At 63.8% G+C, this 13396-nt stretch carries 13 protein-coding genes and 1 pseudogene; 7 read left to right on the plus strand and 7 right to left on the minus strand.

The genetic code is table 11. The features are described from left to right. Positions 1-141: 141 nt before the first annotated feature. On the minus strand, positions 142-855 hold the full coding sequence (locus NV401_RS14950) for an ArsR/SmtB family transcription factor (protein WP_261295239.1): 714 nt from the start codon (positions 853-855) through the stop codon (positions 142-144). A 138-nt stretch (positions 856-993) separates the two neighbouring features. On the opposite strand from NV401_RS14950, the gene NV401_RS14955 reads away from it, so the two are divergent. Together NV401_RS14955 and NV401_RS14960 are read left to right on the plus strand one after the other, a co-directional pair. Continuing rightward, positions 994-1323 carry an NIPSNAP family protein gene (locus tag NV401_RS14955; RefSeq protein WP_261295240.1) on the plus strand — a complete coding sequence of 110 codons (330 nt, stop codon included), beginning with the start codon at positions 994-996 and terminating at the stop codon, positions 1321-1323. Next, positions 1320-1667: an antibiotic biosynthesis monooxygenase family protein gene (locus NV401_RS14960; protein WP_261295241.1), complete on the plus strand. Its 348-nt coding sequence runs from the start codon at positions 1320-1322 to the stop codon at positions 1665-1667. The genes NV401_RS14955 and NV401_RS14960 overlap by 4 nt, the downstream gene beginning before the upstream one ends. 330 nt (positions 1668-1997) lie before the next feature. Here the strand turns inward: NV401_RS14960 and NV401_RS14965 are convergent, their stop codons facing one another. The 3 genes from NV401_RS14965 to NV401_RS14975 are packed head-to-tail and all read right to left on the minus strand — an operon-like array spanning position 1998 to position 5529. Then, positions 1998-3248 carry an arsenic transporter gene (locus tag NV401_RS14965; protein WP_261295242.1) on the minus strand — a complete coding sequence of 417 codons (1251 nt, stop codon included), beginning with the start codon at positions 3246-3248 and terminating at the stop codon, positions 1998-2000. Further along, entirely contained in the window at positions 3245-4369 is a 1125-nt protein-coding gene (locus tag NV401_RS14970; RefSeq protein ID WP_261295243.1) for a metallophosphoesterase family protein, read from the minus strand. Before NV401_RS14970 ends, NV401_RS14965 begins: the two co-directional genes overlap by 4 nt. Further along, positions 4366-5529, minus strand: coding sequence for an MFS transporter (locus NV401_RS14975; protein WP_261295244.1), 1164 nt, complete (start codon positions 5527-5529; stop codon positions 4366-4368). Before NV401_RS14975 ends, NV401_RS14970 begins: the two co-directional genes overlap by 4 nt. Positions 5530-6009: 480 nt before the next feature. On the opposite strand from NV401_RS14975, the pseudogene NV401_RS14980 reads away from it, so the two are divergent. The 3 genes and pseudogenes from NV401_RS14980 to NV401_RS14990 all read left to right on the plus strand — a co-directional run. Further along, positions 6010-6219, plus strand: a pseudogene (locus NV401_RS14980) (GMC oxidoreductase); the annotation flags it as partial. 640 nt (positions 6220-6859) lie between these two features. Next, positions 6860-7912: a hypothetical protein gene (locus NV401_RS14985; RefSeq protein ID WP_261295245.1), complete on the plus strand. Its 1053-nt coding sequence runs from the start codon at positions 6860-6862 to the stop codon at positions 7910-7912. 42 nt (positions 7913-7954) lie between these two features. Further along, positions 7955-8245 (plus strand): hypothetical protein, encoded by a 291-nt coding sequence (locus NV401_RS14990; protein ID WP_261295246.1) that lies wholly within the window; start codon positions 7955-7957, stop codon positions 8243-8245. Between the two features lie 529 nt (positions 8246-8774). Here NV401_RS14990 and NV401_RS14995 read toward each other — a convergent pair. Together NV401_RS14995 and NV401_RS15000 are read right to left on the minus strand one after the other, a co-directional pair. After that, a complete protein-coding gene (locus tag NV401_RS14995) occupies positions 8775-9185 on the minus strand; it encodes a response regulator (RefSeq protein WP_261295247.1) in 411 nt (136 codons plus the stop codon). Further along, positions 9182-9580 (minus strand): response regulator, encoded by a 399-nt coding sequence (locus NV401_RS15000; RefSeq protein ID WP_261295248.1) that lies wholly within the window; start codon positions 9578-9580, stop codon positions 9182-9184. The genes NV401_RS14995 and NV401_RS15000 overlap by 4 nt, the downstream gene beginning before the upstream one ends. A 257-nt stretch (positions 9581-9837) precedes the next feature. On the opposite strand from NV401_RS15000, the gene NV401_RS15005 reads away from it, so the two are divergent. After that, the gene (locus NV401_RS15005) at positions 9838-10389 is read left to right on the plus strand and encodes a PilZ domain-containing protein (RefSeq protein WP_261295249.1); all 552 of its coding nucleotides are present in this window, start codon (positions 9838-9840) and stop codon (positions 10387-10389) included. A gap of 64 nt (positions 10390-10453) precedes the next feature. Beyond that, the gene (locus tag NV401_RS15010) at positions 10454-12580 is read left to right on the plus strand and encodes a putative bifunctional diguanylate cyclase/phosphodiesterase (RefSeq protein ID WP_261295250.1); all 2127 of its coding nucleotides are present in this window, start codon (positions 10454-10456) and stop codon (positions 12578-12580) included. Positions 12581-12996: 416 nt separating this feature from the next. Here the strand turns inward: NV401_RS15010 and NV401_RS18805 are convergent, their stop codons facing one another. Further along, positions 12997-13374 (minus strand): response regulator transcription factor, encoded by a 378-nt coding sequence (locus NV401_RS18805; RefSeq protein ID WP_380815923.1) that lies wholly within the window; start codon positions 13372-13374, stop codon positions 12997-12999. Between the last annotated feature and the right edge of the window lie 22 nt (positions 13375-13396).

Raw genomic sequence — 13396 nt, forward strand, 5'->3', positions numbered from 1 at the left:
GCCTGATGAGCAGGAATGGCCCGAGGCACCTGCCGACATACGGGAACAGATTTCAGTAAAACCGTCGCCGTGCACGGCGGCGGTAGCTGCTACCGGCAAACTATTTCTTCGAAGGTTCCTAATTGGGAACGAAACAGCCTGCTATTCCTCGCCTGATTTAATCCCGAAATTGCTGTTTAGCGCGAGCGCCCCGGTACGCGTGATCGAGATTGCCCGCGAACCGTCTGTGCGGCGCATCCAGTCGTGTTCGAAGCACGCATTCAACAACGCTGCGCCAATCGTACCGGCGATGTGCGGGCGACGTTCGCTCCAATCGAGGCAGGGGCGACAAAATAGCTTGCGTGCCGTTGTGCGGTTTAACGCGGTATCGACATCGACGCCGATCGATCGGAGGAACACCACGCCTTCGGCGGATAGCTCGCCACCAGCAGCCAGATCGGTGATATATCCCCGCTCGCCCATTCGATCAGCGACAGCCACCGCAATGCTGCCGGCAAGGTGGTCGTAACAGGAGCGGGCACGGCGCACCGCCGCGTCGCGAGGCCCTGTTCTCACCTTGCGTTTGGTCCTGTTTGCCGGCTCGGCAGCGACCGCCATGATACCTTCGATCATTGTGGCAACGGTCGAGGATGCGAGCCGATGATACCGATGGCGTCCCTGCCGTTCGACCGCCAGCAGCCCCGCAACCGTCATTCGCCCCAAATGACTGCTCGCTGTCTGGGGCATTATTCCCGCAACGTTGGCAAGTTCGGTTGCGGTGAGCGCGCGCCCGTCCATGAGCGCAACCAGCATCGCGCTTCGGGCAGGGTCACCGACAAGGGCGGCGATTTCGGCAATTCCGGTCGTGGTCAGCATCTATCTTTCACTGGGAATACGCCCTCTTGCAGGCCTCGTCGCATATATGGCTCCCTTCATGCTTCGATGGCGGCCGAAGCATCGATCGCTGCCTGCGATCTACGATGGCCCGGTTACGACAATCCCGGGAGGCCAGCTATGATCACGTGTTTCATCCGCTACGAAATCGACCAGTTCCGCGTCGATGCGTTCGAGGAATATGCCCGCAATTGGGGACAGGCGATACCGCGTTGCGGGGCCGATCTGATCGGCTATTTCGCGCCGCACGAAGGGTCAGCCACGACAGCCTATGGACTCTACAACATCGCAGACCTCGCCGCCTACGAGGCATACCGCGCCCGACTTCGCGATGATCCCCTGGGCCGTAGCAATTACGAGTTCGCGAAGCGGGAGCGTTTCATCCTGCGCGAAGATCGGATGTTCCTCCGGCTTGCTTCTGCACCCCATGCGCCGCTGGTAAAGCCATGATCGCCGTCATCTTCGAGGTCGAGCTGGCCGAAGGACGGATGGATCGATATCTCGCGCTCGCCGCGGCACTCCGCGGCGAGCTGGAAATGATAGACGGCTTCCTGTCTGTCGAGCGATTCCAAAGCATGTCCACGCCAAACAGGATGGTGTCGCTCTCCTTCTTTCGGGATGAGAAAGCTGTTCAGCAGTGGCGAAACACGGCCGCGCATCGCGCCACGCAGGCCCGAGGGCGAGCGGGCATCTTCACAAACTATCGACTGCGTGTTGCGAATGTCATCCGCGATTACGGAATGGTCGATCGCATTGAGGCACCGGCGGACAGCGTCGCTATTCATTCACTGTAGGGCACTCGGTCGGGCGGCGGAAACACGCCGCCCTTCCTTTTTTGCGCTCTAAACCGGGTTTCGGGACGCCTAGCAGCTTCTCGAAATACCATCCTTTTCGGGCCGCTCGCGAATGCAGCTCCCGGTCGAATCCCCCGTTTGGCGAAATCTTCGCGAACGGGGGCTTTGTCCTAAACAGCGTCATTGAGCTTGGAGATCAGCAGCTCCGATGCGGTCGCTCAAGCGAGCTGAACGAACGGCTGAAGTTGGGGATACGAAAAGGGTTTGCGAACGACCGTGATTGGGTCCTTTCGCTGAGGCTGGCATCCTTCTTATACCCCATTGGCTCCGTTATCCGATCAGAATGCGTGCGGCGAGCGCCGCGGCCAGCGCCAGCGGCATGGCGACCGCACCGACCTTCAGGAACCTCCAGAACGAGACGTCTTCGCCCTCGCGCCGGATCGCTTGAAGCCAAAGGATCGTCGCCAGGCTGCCGGTGATCGACAAGTTTGGGCCGAGATCGACGCCGATCAGCAGTCCGTCAACGACCAACCGCGGTGGTTGTGCCTGTGCGACCGCGGTGCTCGCAACGAGTCCGGCGGGAAGGTTGTTCATGAGATTCGATCCGAACGCCAGGATCGTGCCGAACACGGCCGAAGCGTGGGCCGGATCTGCCGATGCAGTGCGAATGGCTTGCGCCACCCACCCGATCACACCGGTTAGGTCGAGCGCCTCGACCAGCACGAACAGCCCCGCAACCAGCGGTAGCACGCTCCACGAGATGTCCCTGAGCAGCGGCAGCGGTGACGTTCGTGCGATCAAGCAGACCGCCACCGTCGTGACGATCCCGGCAATCGCGGTCGGCAGGCCCAGTTCGATGTCGAGCGCGGACACGACGAGCAACAGACACGCGGTGACGACGATGCCGGCGAACGCAGCCTTGCCGCCATTGGTCAGCGGTGTGCGTTCGACGCCGCTGAGGCAGGCACCGGCAAGGCGCTTGCGCTGGGTCCAGCGTAGCACAAGGAAGGTGACCAGGATTGATGCGAATGACGGCACCGCGAACGATGCGAACCACTGTCCAAGCGGCGGCATATGCCCGCCGTACAGCACCAAGTTGGCGGGGTTCGAAATCGGCAGCACGAAACTCGCGGCATTCGCGATCAGCGCACAGGCGAACAACAACGGCAGTGGATCGGCCTTCGCCTTCCTGGCGGCGGCGTAGACCGCTGGTGTGAGCACGACGGCGGTAGCGTCGTTCGACAGGAACGTCGTCGTGATGATCCCGGTGACGTACACCAGCGCGAACAAGCGCGCGGTCGATCCCTTCGCATGGATTGCCGCCGTTGCCGCCACCCAGTCGAACAGTCCTTCCGCGCGAGCCACTTCGCTGAGCAACATCATGCCGATCAAAAAAAGATAGACGTCCATGCCCTTGGCGACTGCGCCGATCGCAGCGGGGAAGGGCATCAGGCCGAACAGCAGCAAAAGCGCCGCGCCTGCGACGGCCCAGATCGCTTCGGGCCAGCGGAACGGACGCGCGATCACCGCGGCGGTGGAGGCGGCGCAGATCCCCCAGGTGGCGCCGGTTGCCAGGATCACCAGCGCTTGCCGTTCTTGTTTGGCCCGAGCTGGCCGCCGGGGATGCCATGCGCGGGCCAGGCACCGATGCTGTGAATGTCGCGGCCCGGCGCGATCGGCAGACCGCTGCGGGGGATGTCGGCCTCGCTGCGAACCAGCAGCTCGATCACGTCGCGGTCGCTGCCGACGCTCGCTTCGATCAGATGCAAGCCTGCCGACAGCGACACGTGCGCGGTCCACAAGCCGATATCCGTGTCGATCATCGGCTGGGCTGCGCCGCCATCGACCGATAGCATGACCGGCTCGTCGGCGCTGCCGAACAGTTTGGCAACGATCTCGATCGAGCCGGGGCGCGGCACCTGGGTTGGGTCGGCGGGGCGGGTGACGAGGCGAAGATCCGCCGGGGACACGATCTGAATGAACGGCCAGGCGCCGCCCGTTTCCTTGAAGCGCCAGCTAGGCACGCGACCGTGGACCGTGACGATCGAGAAGCCGGGCCGGCCGCCGCCCTCCTCGATCTCGCTGGTCGAGCGCGTCGCGCCGTAGACGACGCGGCCATCGTTGAGCAGTTCGTTGTAATGCGTGTGCCCAGTGTCGACGAAGGCAACACGTGCATCGGCGAAGATCCGCGCGATGTCCTCGCCATCCGCCGCCAGGTCGCCCGGAAAGGCGTGCATGAACACGAGCGGGACCTGCCTCTCGGCTTCGGCGCGCGCGAGTTCGGCGAGCAGGCGGTTGCGATGGTGCATCGTCAGCCGGAAATCGGGGCCGCCCGCGCCCGCCGAGACGATGTCGACATAGATGCAGCGATGTCCCGCGACGACTTCCATCTCGGGGCGGTTGGCCTCGGGGAACGCGGCGTCATAGTTTGCAAGATCGCCCAGTTCGAAATCGTGATCGCCGGGGATGACGCGATACGGCAGTCTCAGCGGGGCGAGCGTCTCGACGATGACGCGGTATTGGTGGACCGTGGCATGGTTCGCATTGTCGCCGGGGAGGTAGACGAACGCCGCAGCGTCGCCGACATGCTCGTTGATCTCGGCGACGATCGCGGCGAGCCGGCCCCGGCTTTCCCAATCGGTCGCCTCGTCCATATGAAGGTCGCCGATATGGACCCAGCTCAGCGAGGGCGCGCCCGTCACTTGCGCGTCTCCGGCATCGCGACAAGATACAGCACGAATCCGGCGGCGGCGATCCCCGCGAGCGTCAGGAAGCTGGCGGTATAGCCCGCCCACACGATGATCGCTCCGGCGAGCGTCGCCGACAGCGCGGCACCCAAGCCGAATATCGCCGAGACGACGCCCTGACTGACGTTGAAGCGCCCGCTGCCCTTGGTCAGGTCTGCGACGATCACCGGGAACAGCGCGCCGAAGATGCCCGCGCCGATCCCGTCCAGCGCCTGCACCCCGACCAGCCACCACGGGTCGTTCGACACGGTGTAGAGTGCGCCGCGCGCGGCGAGGAAGCCGAACGCGACGAGGAACGTCGGCTTGGTACCCCAGCGCTCCGTGTGGCGCCCGACGACGATCGCGACCGGCACCATCACCAGCTGCGCGGCGACGATGCAGGCCGCGGTTAGCGAGGTAGCCTTGTCGGTGCCGACGGTGCGCCCGAGCAGCTGGCTGACCGAGGTCAGCATGGCCGCGTTCGACAGATGGAAAGTGAAGGCGGCGGCCGCGAAGATCATCAGCGGGCGGTTTTCGAGCAGCGTCCTCCAGCCGCTCGGCTCCTCGCAGCCTTCTCCGGGCTCGCAGTCGAGGCCGCGTGCGACGGCATTATCGATGTCGTCGTTATCGATCCGCATCGACACGACGACGCTCGCGATGGTCAGCCCCGCCATCAGCCAAAACACGACGACGGGTCCGAACTTCCACGCCAGCACGCCGGCGACCGCCGCCGAGACCGCGTTGCCGGCGTGGTTGAACGCTTCGTTGCGGCCGACGCGCTTGGCGAACATCTTCGGCCCGACGAGCCCAAGCGAGATCGCCGAGATCGCAGGGGCGAACAGCGCACCGGCGGCTGCAGCGAGAGACTGCGTGACCGTCACCATCGTAAAGCCGGAGACGACCGGTAGCGACAGGCTGCTGAGCGTCACCAGCAACGCTGCGATCATCACGATCCGTGGCTTGTTCTTTGCTCGATCGATCAGGCCACCCGCCGGCGTCTGCGACAGCAGTCCGACGATTCCGGCGATGGTCAGCACCATCCCTACGGTCGCCTCGTCCCAGCCGTGCGACGGTCCTCGCACGACCAGCAGGTAGATGGCGAGATAAGGTCCCAGCCCGTCCCGGACGTCGGCCAAAAAGAAGTTCAACGCATCCAGGGTACGCGTCGCAGGCGGCTGGTCAGGGGACGTCGCCCGGCCCGGGTTAGCTGCCACAGTGGCCATCGACGTTCTCCAGGATTGGCTCGAGCGGATGAACCGCGCGGTCGCCCTAGAGCGCACGAGCGACGCGGAGCTGAACGGAATTGTTCAGCTTCGGTTTCCTGCTCGTTGCGAAATGTTTCCATCGGGGCGACAGCGGATAAGTGATAGGCTTGCTTTGCCATGCCCATTGTCTGCTTTTGATAACCATCAGGCAAAAGGGCGCCAATCTTGGCTGTGACGAAGCGCTGGTAGGCCTCGCTCAAGCCTTCGGGTCTTCACATGAACGAGCGGCAGGTATCGGGCAGCAAGAAGGAGCGCACGAATGGCTGGGATTGGGTCTACCATGCCGCGAAGCAGCCGGACGTCTTCTGCCAGTGCTGGCTTTGGTCATCCCAACAACGGCGGCACCTCAATCATGAAATGGGTGGTGCGCGAATGGGGATCGATCCGACGACATCGGTGCTCAATCGCTGGAGCCAAGCCCACGACGTGCCGAACCTTTTCGTGACCGACGGGGCGCAGATGAGCTCTTCGGCCTGCCAGAACCCATCGCTTACCTACATGGCGCTTACTGCCCGCGCCTGCGATTATGCAGTCGGCCAGTTGCGCGCGGGCGCGTTGTGATTAACACCCCGGCAATATGGGTGGAGAGTGGATTAGGATAGAGCGCAAGGCTACCGACGATAGGGTCAATGCAGAACCCCAAACACACGCCATACTATTTTTTGTCCGCGCCGAATCCTCACCGCGCTCATCGCCGAACGCCGTGCACTTCGGTGGGGTTTGGTGGGGAACGGAGTGGCCGCTTTTGAGCGACGTTCGCCGTAACTGGCCTTTCGTTCAGGCGCGACGGCCGACGTTCGCCGCCGCGCGGGATATGCTCGGGAATAGTTGACGGGTACCGGCCTTCTTTGCACTGGTCAGTGAACAGGTCGCCATCCGGCGAGCAACCATCTGATGGCTGCCGTTACACACATGGCGATCAGGCGAAAGGTTGTTCCGGCGCATCCCGCCTTCGGCATCCTGCACAGAGATTCGTTGCTACAGCGGCGTTCGGCTCCTTCTCGTTCGGTTCGCCGTGCCATAGACTCGCCTCGACTCTGTTGCTCGGGCCAGCTCGATTGACGAACATCGCCTCGACGATCGCCTGCATCAGCACGCCCCGGCGCGCAGCATGTTGTGCCGGCGACTGGGAGGCCGAACCTATCCTCGACACTGCATCGCAACTGCGGCACGCGTGCCGGTTCACACGGGAGGCGACAACATGGGATGGCTGATCAGGCTCGTCAGCGCGGTGGCGATGGTCGTTGCCTCGCCGGCACTAGCGGATAGCTGGCTGCCGCCGGAACCCAAGATATACCTTTCGCCTGACAAGGCGACGCGCCTGACCGTGGTCCCGCGCGATCTGGAGAATCAGCTGGCCTACTTCTCAGACAAGGTTGATGGCAAAGAGCCCGCCGGTCAGCGGCACAGCGGCGAAACGCGCGCGCTCGGCATCGTAGAGCGGCGCTCAGGTGCGGCTTGGATCAAAGTCTGGGAAGCTCCGCTTGTCAATGAGGTCGCACCGGTCAGCGCTCTGATCGCGGACGGCGGTGGACACGTCGTGACCTTCGATAACTGGCATTCAACCGGCTTCGGCGACAACGTTGTGGTGATCTACCGCGGCGATGGATCGCTGGTGCGGGCGATGAAGCTGACCGACATCCTGCCCGAGAATTATGTTCGCGCTCTGCCAACGAGTGTGAGTTCGATGTGGTGGAGCGGCGAGCACGTGCTGTCGCGCGATGGCCGGCAGGTGGTGCTGAAAGTCGTTGTGCCAAACGGTGGCGGTTCGATCGGTTCGTCGCGCGGCTTTGTGGACGTCACCATCGATCTTGCGACAGGGATGGTCGCGCCGCTTACGGGGCCGGCGTGGGACCGAGCGATGGCGGCCGCTGCGCCCCTCGTGGCGCGATCAAAGGCCGAGGAGGCGATCTGGAGGGCGCGCTTCATCGCTCCTCTCGCTCCGCCGACGGGAACCAAGGAGTTCGATTGGAACCGGTATCTCTATCAAGCGGTCAAGCGCCTTGCTCCGATCGGCGCGCAAAGGGGATTCGATCTGGTCTGGATTCTTCCGGCGCCAGGTACACCCGAGTTCGCAGAGCGGGCTAAGGACATCCGCGAGGTTATCACCGGGTGGGACGAAAAAAGTGACCTCGCCTTCGCAAGTCCCTCCGCTCCCGAAGCTCTGGCGCGCGTGCTGACCGAGAGCGCGAATGCAACGTCAGCCGGCCGCCTCGCGGGATCGCGACTGTTCGTCGCCTTGCCGCCGGCGTAGGCAGAGGTGGTCGGCACCGCGCTGGGCCAGACAGGCGCGACAGTGATCGTGTTCGATCCCGCCGTTCCCATTCCGCAGCGGACGGAGGCGCTGCGTAAGATCGGCATCGATCCCGACCAGGCCGTCACGGAGGCAGCCCGCGCGACCGCCGACGCACAGCGGCTTGAAGTAGAGGCGGTGCGCCTCGACGCGTTGGCGCCGCCCGAGCAGAAGGCAGCGAACAAGGACGCCAAGGAAACGGAAGAAATGGCGGATCGGCTAGAGCAGGCCGCGAGCCAACTTGAGCTAGAAGCGGCGAACGCCGAGGCGCCAGCTGGTGGCAAGCCCAAATAGGCCCGCGGCGGCGTCAGGACACGAACATCGCTTCGACGATCGCTTGCATGAGGACGCCACGTGGCACCGGCACGCTCACCGACGTGTATCCCTGGTTCGCTGCCCGCCGCGTCCTATGCCGCCCGATCCACTACCGACCATGTTGGCGCTAAGCGCGCTGTAGCGACGGCGCTGGTAGCAGCACGCACCTTGCCGCCGGCGCATATGCGTAGGCGATGACGTCGCAGGCGAGCGACTTCTGCACCGCAGCGGTTGACGCTTCGTATCCACATCGCGGGCATGCGGACTCGTCTCGTCCACCGTCAGGAACTGTATGAAGCGCAGGATCGACTCGTACTTGTTACCCACCGGATCCTGGCGCTCGAAAGCCTCGACGCCCTCTGATCGAGGGTGGCGGCGCTTGCGGCAGCACTACGGCGCACTGTCGGTCTGATGCAGTGGCGTTGACCGGTTACGGGCGCCACGCGACGGTAGCGAAAAGTACTTTTGCTGGTTGGCTTGATTCACCGGATCCGGCGCACGCAAGAGCTCAACGCTCACTGTTGCGTTGCTGCGTGGCGCGGCGTTGGATGATGTAATCGACCACGCTGTCCGGCTCATACGGGCGACCGAGATGCGGCCCGCCGTCGCACAGATTGGCCGCCGCCTTCGCTGCCCCTTCGACGCTCGCGGTCAGCTTGACCTCTAGCTCCGGCCGGTTCTGGCGCACCCACGTCGCCAGCTCGAACCCCGATTGGTGGCCCGCTACCGCCACGTCGCACAGGACGACATCGACACTCAGGCTGGCCTCGGCAAGCGCCAGCTGCGCTTCGTCGCTGCTCGCCGCCTCGACCACCCGGTAGCCGCAATGTCGCAGGTAGTCGGCCAAGGCATGCCTTACGATGATGTCGCTATCGACGATCAGCACCGATGCGCTGGCATGGTCGTTTTGCCCCGTCACCGGACGACCGGCAGTTTGGCGCTGACCAGCGCGGCGAGTGTGCCCAGCGGATAGGGCTTGACCAGAAAAGCGGTCGCACCCGCTCCCATCGCCGATCCCGGATCGAAATCACCGGACGTGACGATCACCGGAACGTGCGGCACCGTCCGCTGCGCGAAGGCCAGCAGTGCCATACCGTCGACCTCACCGGGCATCCGCACGTCGGTGAAGATCATGTCAACGATGGCGCCGGATTGAAGGAACTCTAATGCCTCGACGCCGTCTGCAGCCTCGACCACGTTCCAGCCCTCGTCGCGCAGCGCATCGACCACGGTCATTCGGATGATCCATTCATCCTCGACGACCAGGATCACCCGGGCGCGCTGCTCTGCAGCCGACTTGTTATTTACGGCCATGTGCAAGTCACTCTTCCTCACCACCCGACCCTCCCGCCACATGGTTGAGTTCCTGAACAATCGGTTTGCCGATTAGTATGGATTAGTCTCTGCTCAATCGCACGACTGGGCGCATCGTCGTACTTCTACGATCTTCGCAGCGACCCGGCGCTAGCGCACGGTGTGCAGGCAGTATGCCGGGGGGGCGCACCATGTTGCTGGACAGAATTCGCTGCTATTTCGCGCCAGAGACAGCACCGCGGGCCGATCGTCGGCGAATGCCGCGCAAGGCGGTTTACTTGCGCGCCACGATCTACCCGATCGACGTTTTCGCCGATGCCCGCATTCAGGATTTGTCAGCGACCGGCGCGCGGGGGCGGGCCGATGTCGAACTGGCGATCGGCCAGACGCTGCACCTGACGCTCGACGAAAGATCCTACCACACCGGCCAGGTGAAATGGACGCGGAACCGGAATTTCGGCTTTGCGGTGCCGCACGCCGCCGCCATTTTCGGCATCCTGCCGGCCGATATGGATCACGGCAGCGTCGAAGGGCATCGTCCGCGATCGCCCAGAATCAAGGTCGACATTGCGGCGCGTCTCGTCGGCGGTCGACCGCCTCAACCGGCCATTATCCGCAACATATCCGCCTCCGGCATATTGCTCAATACGAGCCCTGGCATCAGCCCCGGGCAGCACCTCGTCGTTCAGGTGGACGACGCTCCGACCCTCTATGGCAGGGTACAGTGGAGCGACGCCGGACGGATCGGCCTCAAGACACAGCAGACGCTGTCGGAGACGATACTTGCCCGGCAGCAGGCCGCGCCGTGAACCCCCGTCCGATCCGCGCCTGCCCGCAATCCGTCGATGCGCGGCATGCAACTGTCGGGCAGGATTGCGGCAAACACCAGCATCGGCGGCGGCGCTGCCAGCCACGACCAGTATCATCGAAACACGACAATCTCGATCCCTGTCGCCCGCTGCCCCACGCGCACCCCTATCCACGGCCTCGCAGCGCCGTGCGAATAATCAGTCAGGCCAAGTAACAATGGTATCCCGTACACCAGCCGCTAAACCCCCCGCGTCAACCATTCCGCGGTCACCGCAGCGCGCGCGGTCGCGGCGGCAGACGGCGATCGCGCGGTATAAGATATTGGATAGCGCCTCGGAGGCCGATTTCGACAATTTGGCGATGCTTGCCGGGCGCATCTGCGGCACGCAATCCGCGGCGATCAGCTTCATCGACGGCGAGCGGCAATGGTTCAAAGCGCGGTGCGGGATCGACCAGTCCGAGACACCGATCGCCGTTTCGTTCTGTGCCCATGCCATTCGCTGGCCCGACATCTTCGAGGTCCGGGACGCATCGACCGATTCCCTTTTTGTGAACAACGCGCTTGTCGTCGGCGCCCCTTTTATCCGTTTCTACGCGGGCATGCCGATCCTCGCCGCCGATGGCACGCCGATCGCCTCGCTATGCGTTTTCGATCCGGTGCCACGTCCCTACGGATTGACGGAGATACAAGCCGTAACGCTGCGCGTGCTGGCATTGCAGGCCCAGTCGTTGCTCGAATTGCGCCGGTCGAACATCGAACGCCAGGCCCAAGCTGCGGCAAAGTCGGCGCTGTCGAAGGAATTGCGACACGCCGCCGACCATGACGTGCTGACCGGCCTGCCCCATCGCGGCGTGTTTAACCGGCGCTTGGCCGCCGCCATGCGCGACGCTGAAAAGCACGATACCCGCGTCGCGCTGATGCTGATCGACGTCGATCACTTCAAGCAGATCAATGATTCACTCGGGCACGACGTCGGCGATGCCATGCTGTGCAATTTCGCGCAGCGACTGCACACGGTCGTGCGCAAGACCGATACGGTGGCGCGCCTCGGCGGCGACGAATTCGGTATCATTCTGCCCGGCATCCGCCGCACCGGTCAGATCACCGCGATCGCCCGCTCGCTGAACGAGCGGCTGCAGGAGCCGATTGAACACAAAGGTCGATCGATCGACTGCCGCGCCAGTGTCGGCGTGGCAATCTACCCCGATCATGGCGCCACACCGGCGAGGCTGTCGAAATGCAGCGATTTGGCATTGGCCGAAGCGAAACGGACGCGCGGCTGCACGGAGATTTTCCGGCCGGCAATGGCCGAGGAGTTCGAGCGCGATACGCAGATGCTGTCGGTCGCGCGGGCGGCCATTCAAGAACAGTGCATCGTCCCGCATTATCAGCCGAAGATCGATCTGCAATCTGGCACCCTGGTAGGGTTCGAAGCGCTCGTGCGGTGCGACCGGAGTGGCAACCCTCTCATCCTGCCTGAAATGTTCGCACTGGCCTTTGCCGACCGCGAACTGTCAGTGGCGATCAGCCGGCAGATGATCGCGCGGGTCCTCGCCGATATGCGCGGTTGGATGGAGCAGGACCTGGCGTTCGGCCATGTCGCGATCAACGCCAGCGCGGCGGATTTCCAGGCCGACGACTTTGCCGAGCGGCTCCTGGAAGGGATCGCGGCACATGGGCTGACCCCGGCGATGATCGAGCTTGAGGTCACCGAAGGGGTCTTTCTCGGCCGCGGTGCGCACCATGTCGCGCGTGCGCTGGCGTTGTTGAGTGAAAACGGCTTGCGCGTCGCGCTCGACGATTTCGGCACCGGCTATGCCTCGCTCACCCACCTCAAGCAGTTTCCGGTCGATGTGCTGAAGATCGACCGATCCTTCGTCGGCGGGATCGGCGGCAATCCCGACGATACGGCAATCGTGCGCGCGGTGATCGGCCTGGGCAGCAGCTTGGGCGTCGCAACCGTCGCGGAGGGTATCGAGACCCAGGCGCAGGCCGATTTCCTGTTGTCGCATGGCTGCAGCGTCGGTCAGGGCTTCCTGTTCAGCGCGGCGGAGCCGGCGCAAAGCGTGCCCGCCATGATCGCCCGCTTTGGTGCACAGCCCTCGCCGCCAGCCCCGTGGCAGTGGCGGAATTGCCACTTAGCCGGCCCACCGACCGAGCATCGTCGCGGGCAGGGGCGGCGGAAGTGATGATCCACGCTCCGCGCGACGTCTCTCGGCTCCTTGGGCTCAAAACGTGATGTGGTTACTCCGCCTACGAGCTTAACGTAGCGTCTTCCGACAGAAGGGCTGTAGCCACGGCTCGCCTTCGTGTTCGGTACGCCAACGCGAGGCCACATGATCGACAGGACCGCGCTCGGCAAATCGCCTTTTTGGATCGCGTTCGCCGGAAGTGCCAGACCTGGCGCGCTCCGCATGTGGAAGTTGAGAGTTACGGAAGGCGACGCACTGGCTCTACGCGCCACCTTTTGCAATGGCGTAATTCCACTTCGTCGCACAACCGCTACCGTCGATTGGGCGTGCGGCCTTCTCACTAATCATCTTGTGGCGATGCGCCACGACCATCAGTATGGCGTCGCGACACCGTGTGACGGGCAGGCCGCGCCTTAGCCAAGCGACATGGGATCGCAGGGCGTCAGCCCAGCCATGAAAGCGATGTATAGCGTCTGCGCCAGCGTTCGGACGTGGAGCCGACTCATCATACTCGCGCGATACACTTCAACGGTCCGCGGACTGAGGCTGAGCAGATGGGCGATCTGCTTGTTGCTGTTACCGGCAACCATCGCGGCAAGGACATCGCGTTGGCGCGGCGTAAGTCTATCCAGGGCGGAGCGGCATTGCTCCGCAGTAAGCACGGGTTTCGTGTGCCGGTCGCATATCGGTGCAATCTTTGTGGTGCGCGAGGCGGTATTTGATGATGCCGGACCGCGGGGCATGACGCTCGGCCAAGCCATTGGCGGGAACTCGTCGGGTAAAACGCGCATGTGTCGTGACCTCCGACCAGGA

It is taken from the genome of Sphingomonas hylomeconis (genome assembly GCF_025370105.1).
GTDB lineage: Bacteria > Pseudomonadota > Alphaproteobacteria > Sphingomonadales > Sphingomonadaceae > Sphingomonas > Sphingomonas hylomeconis.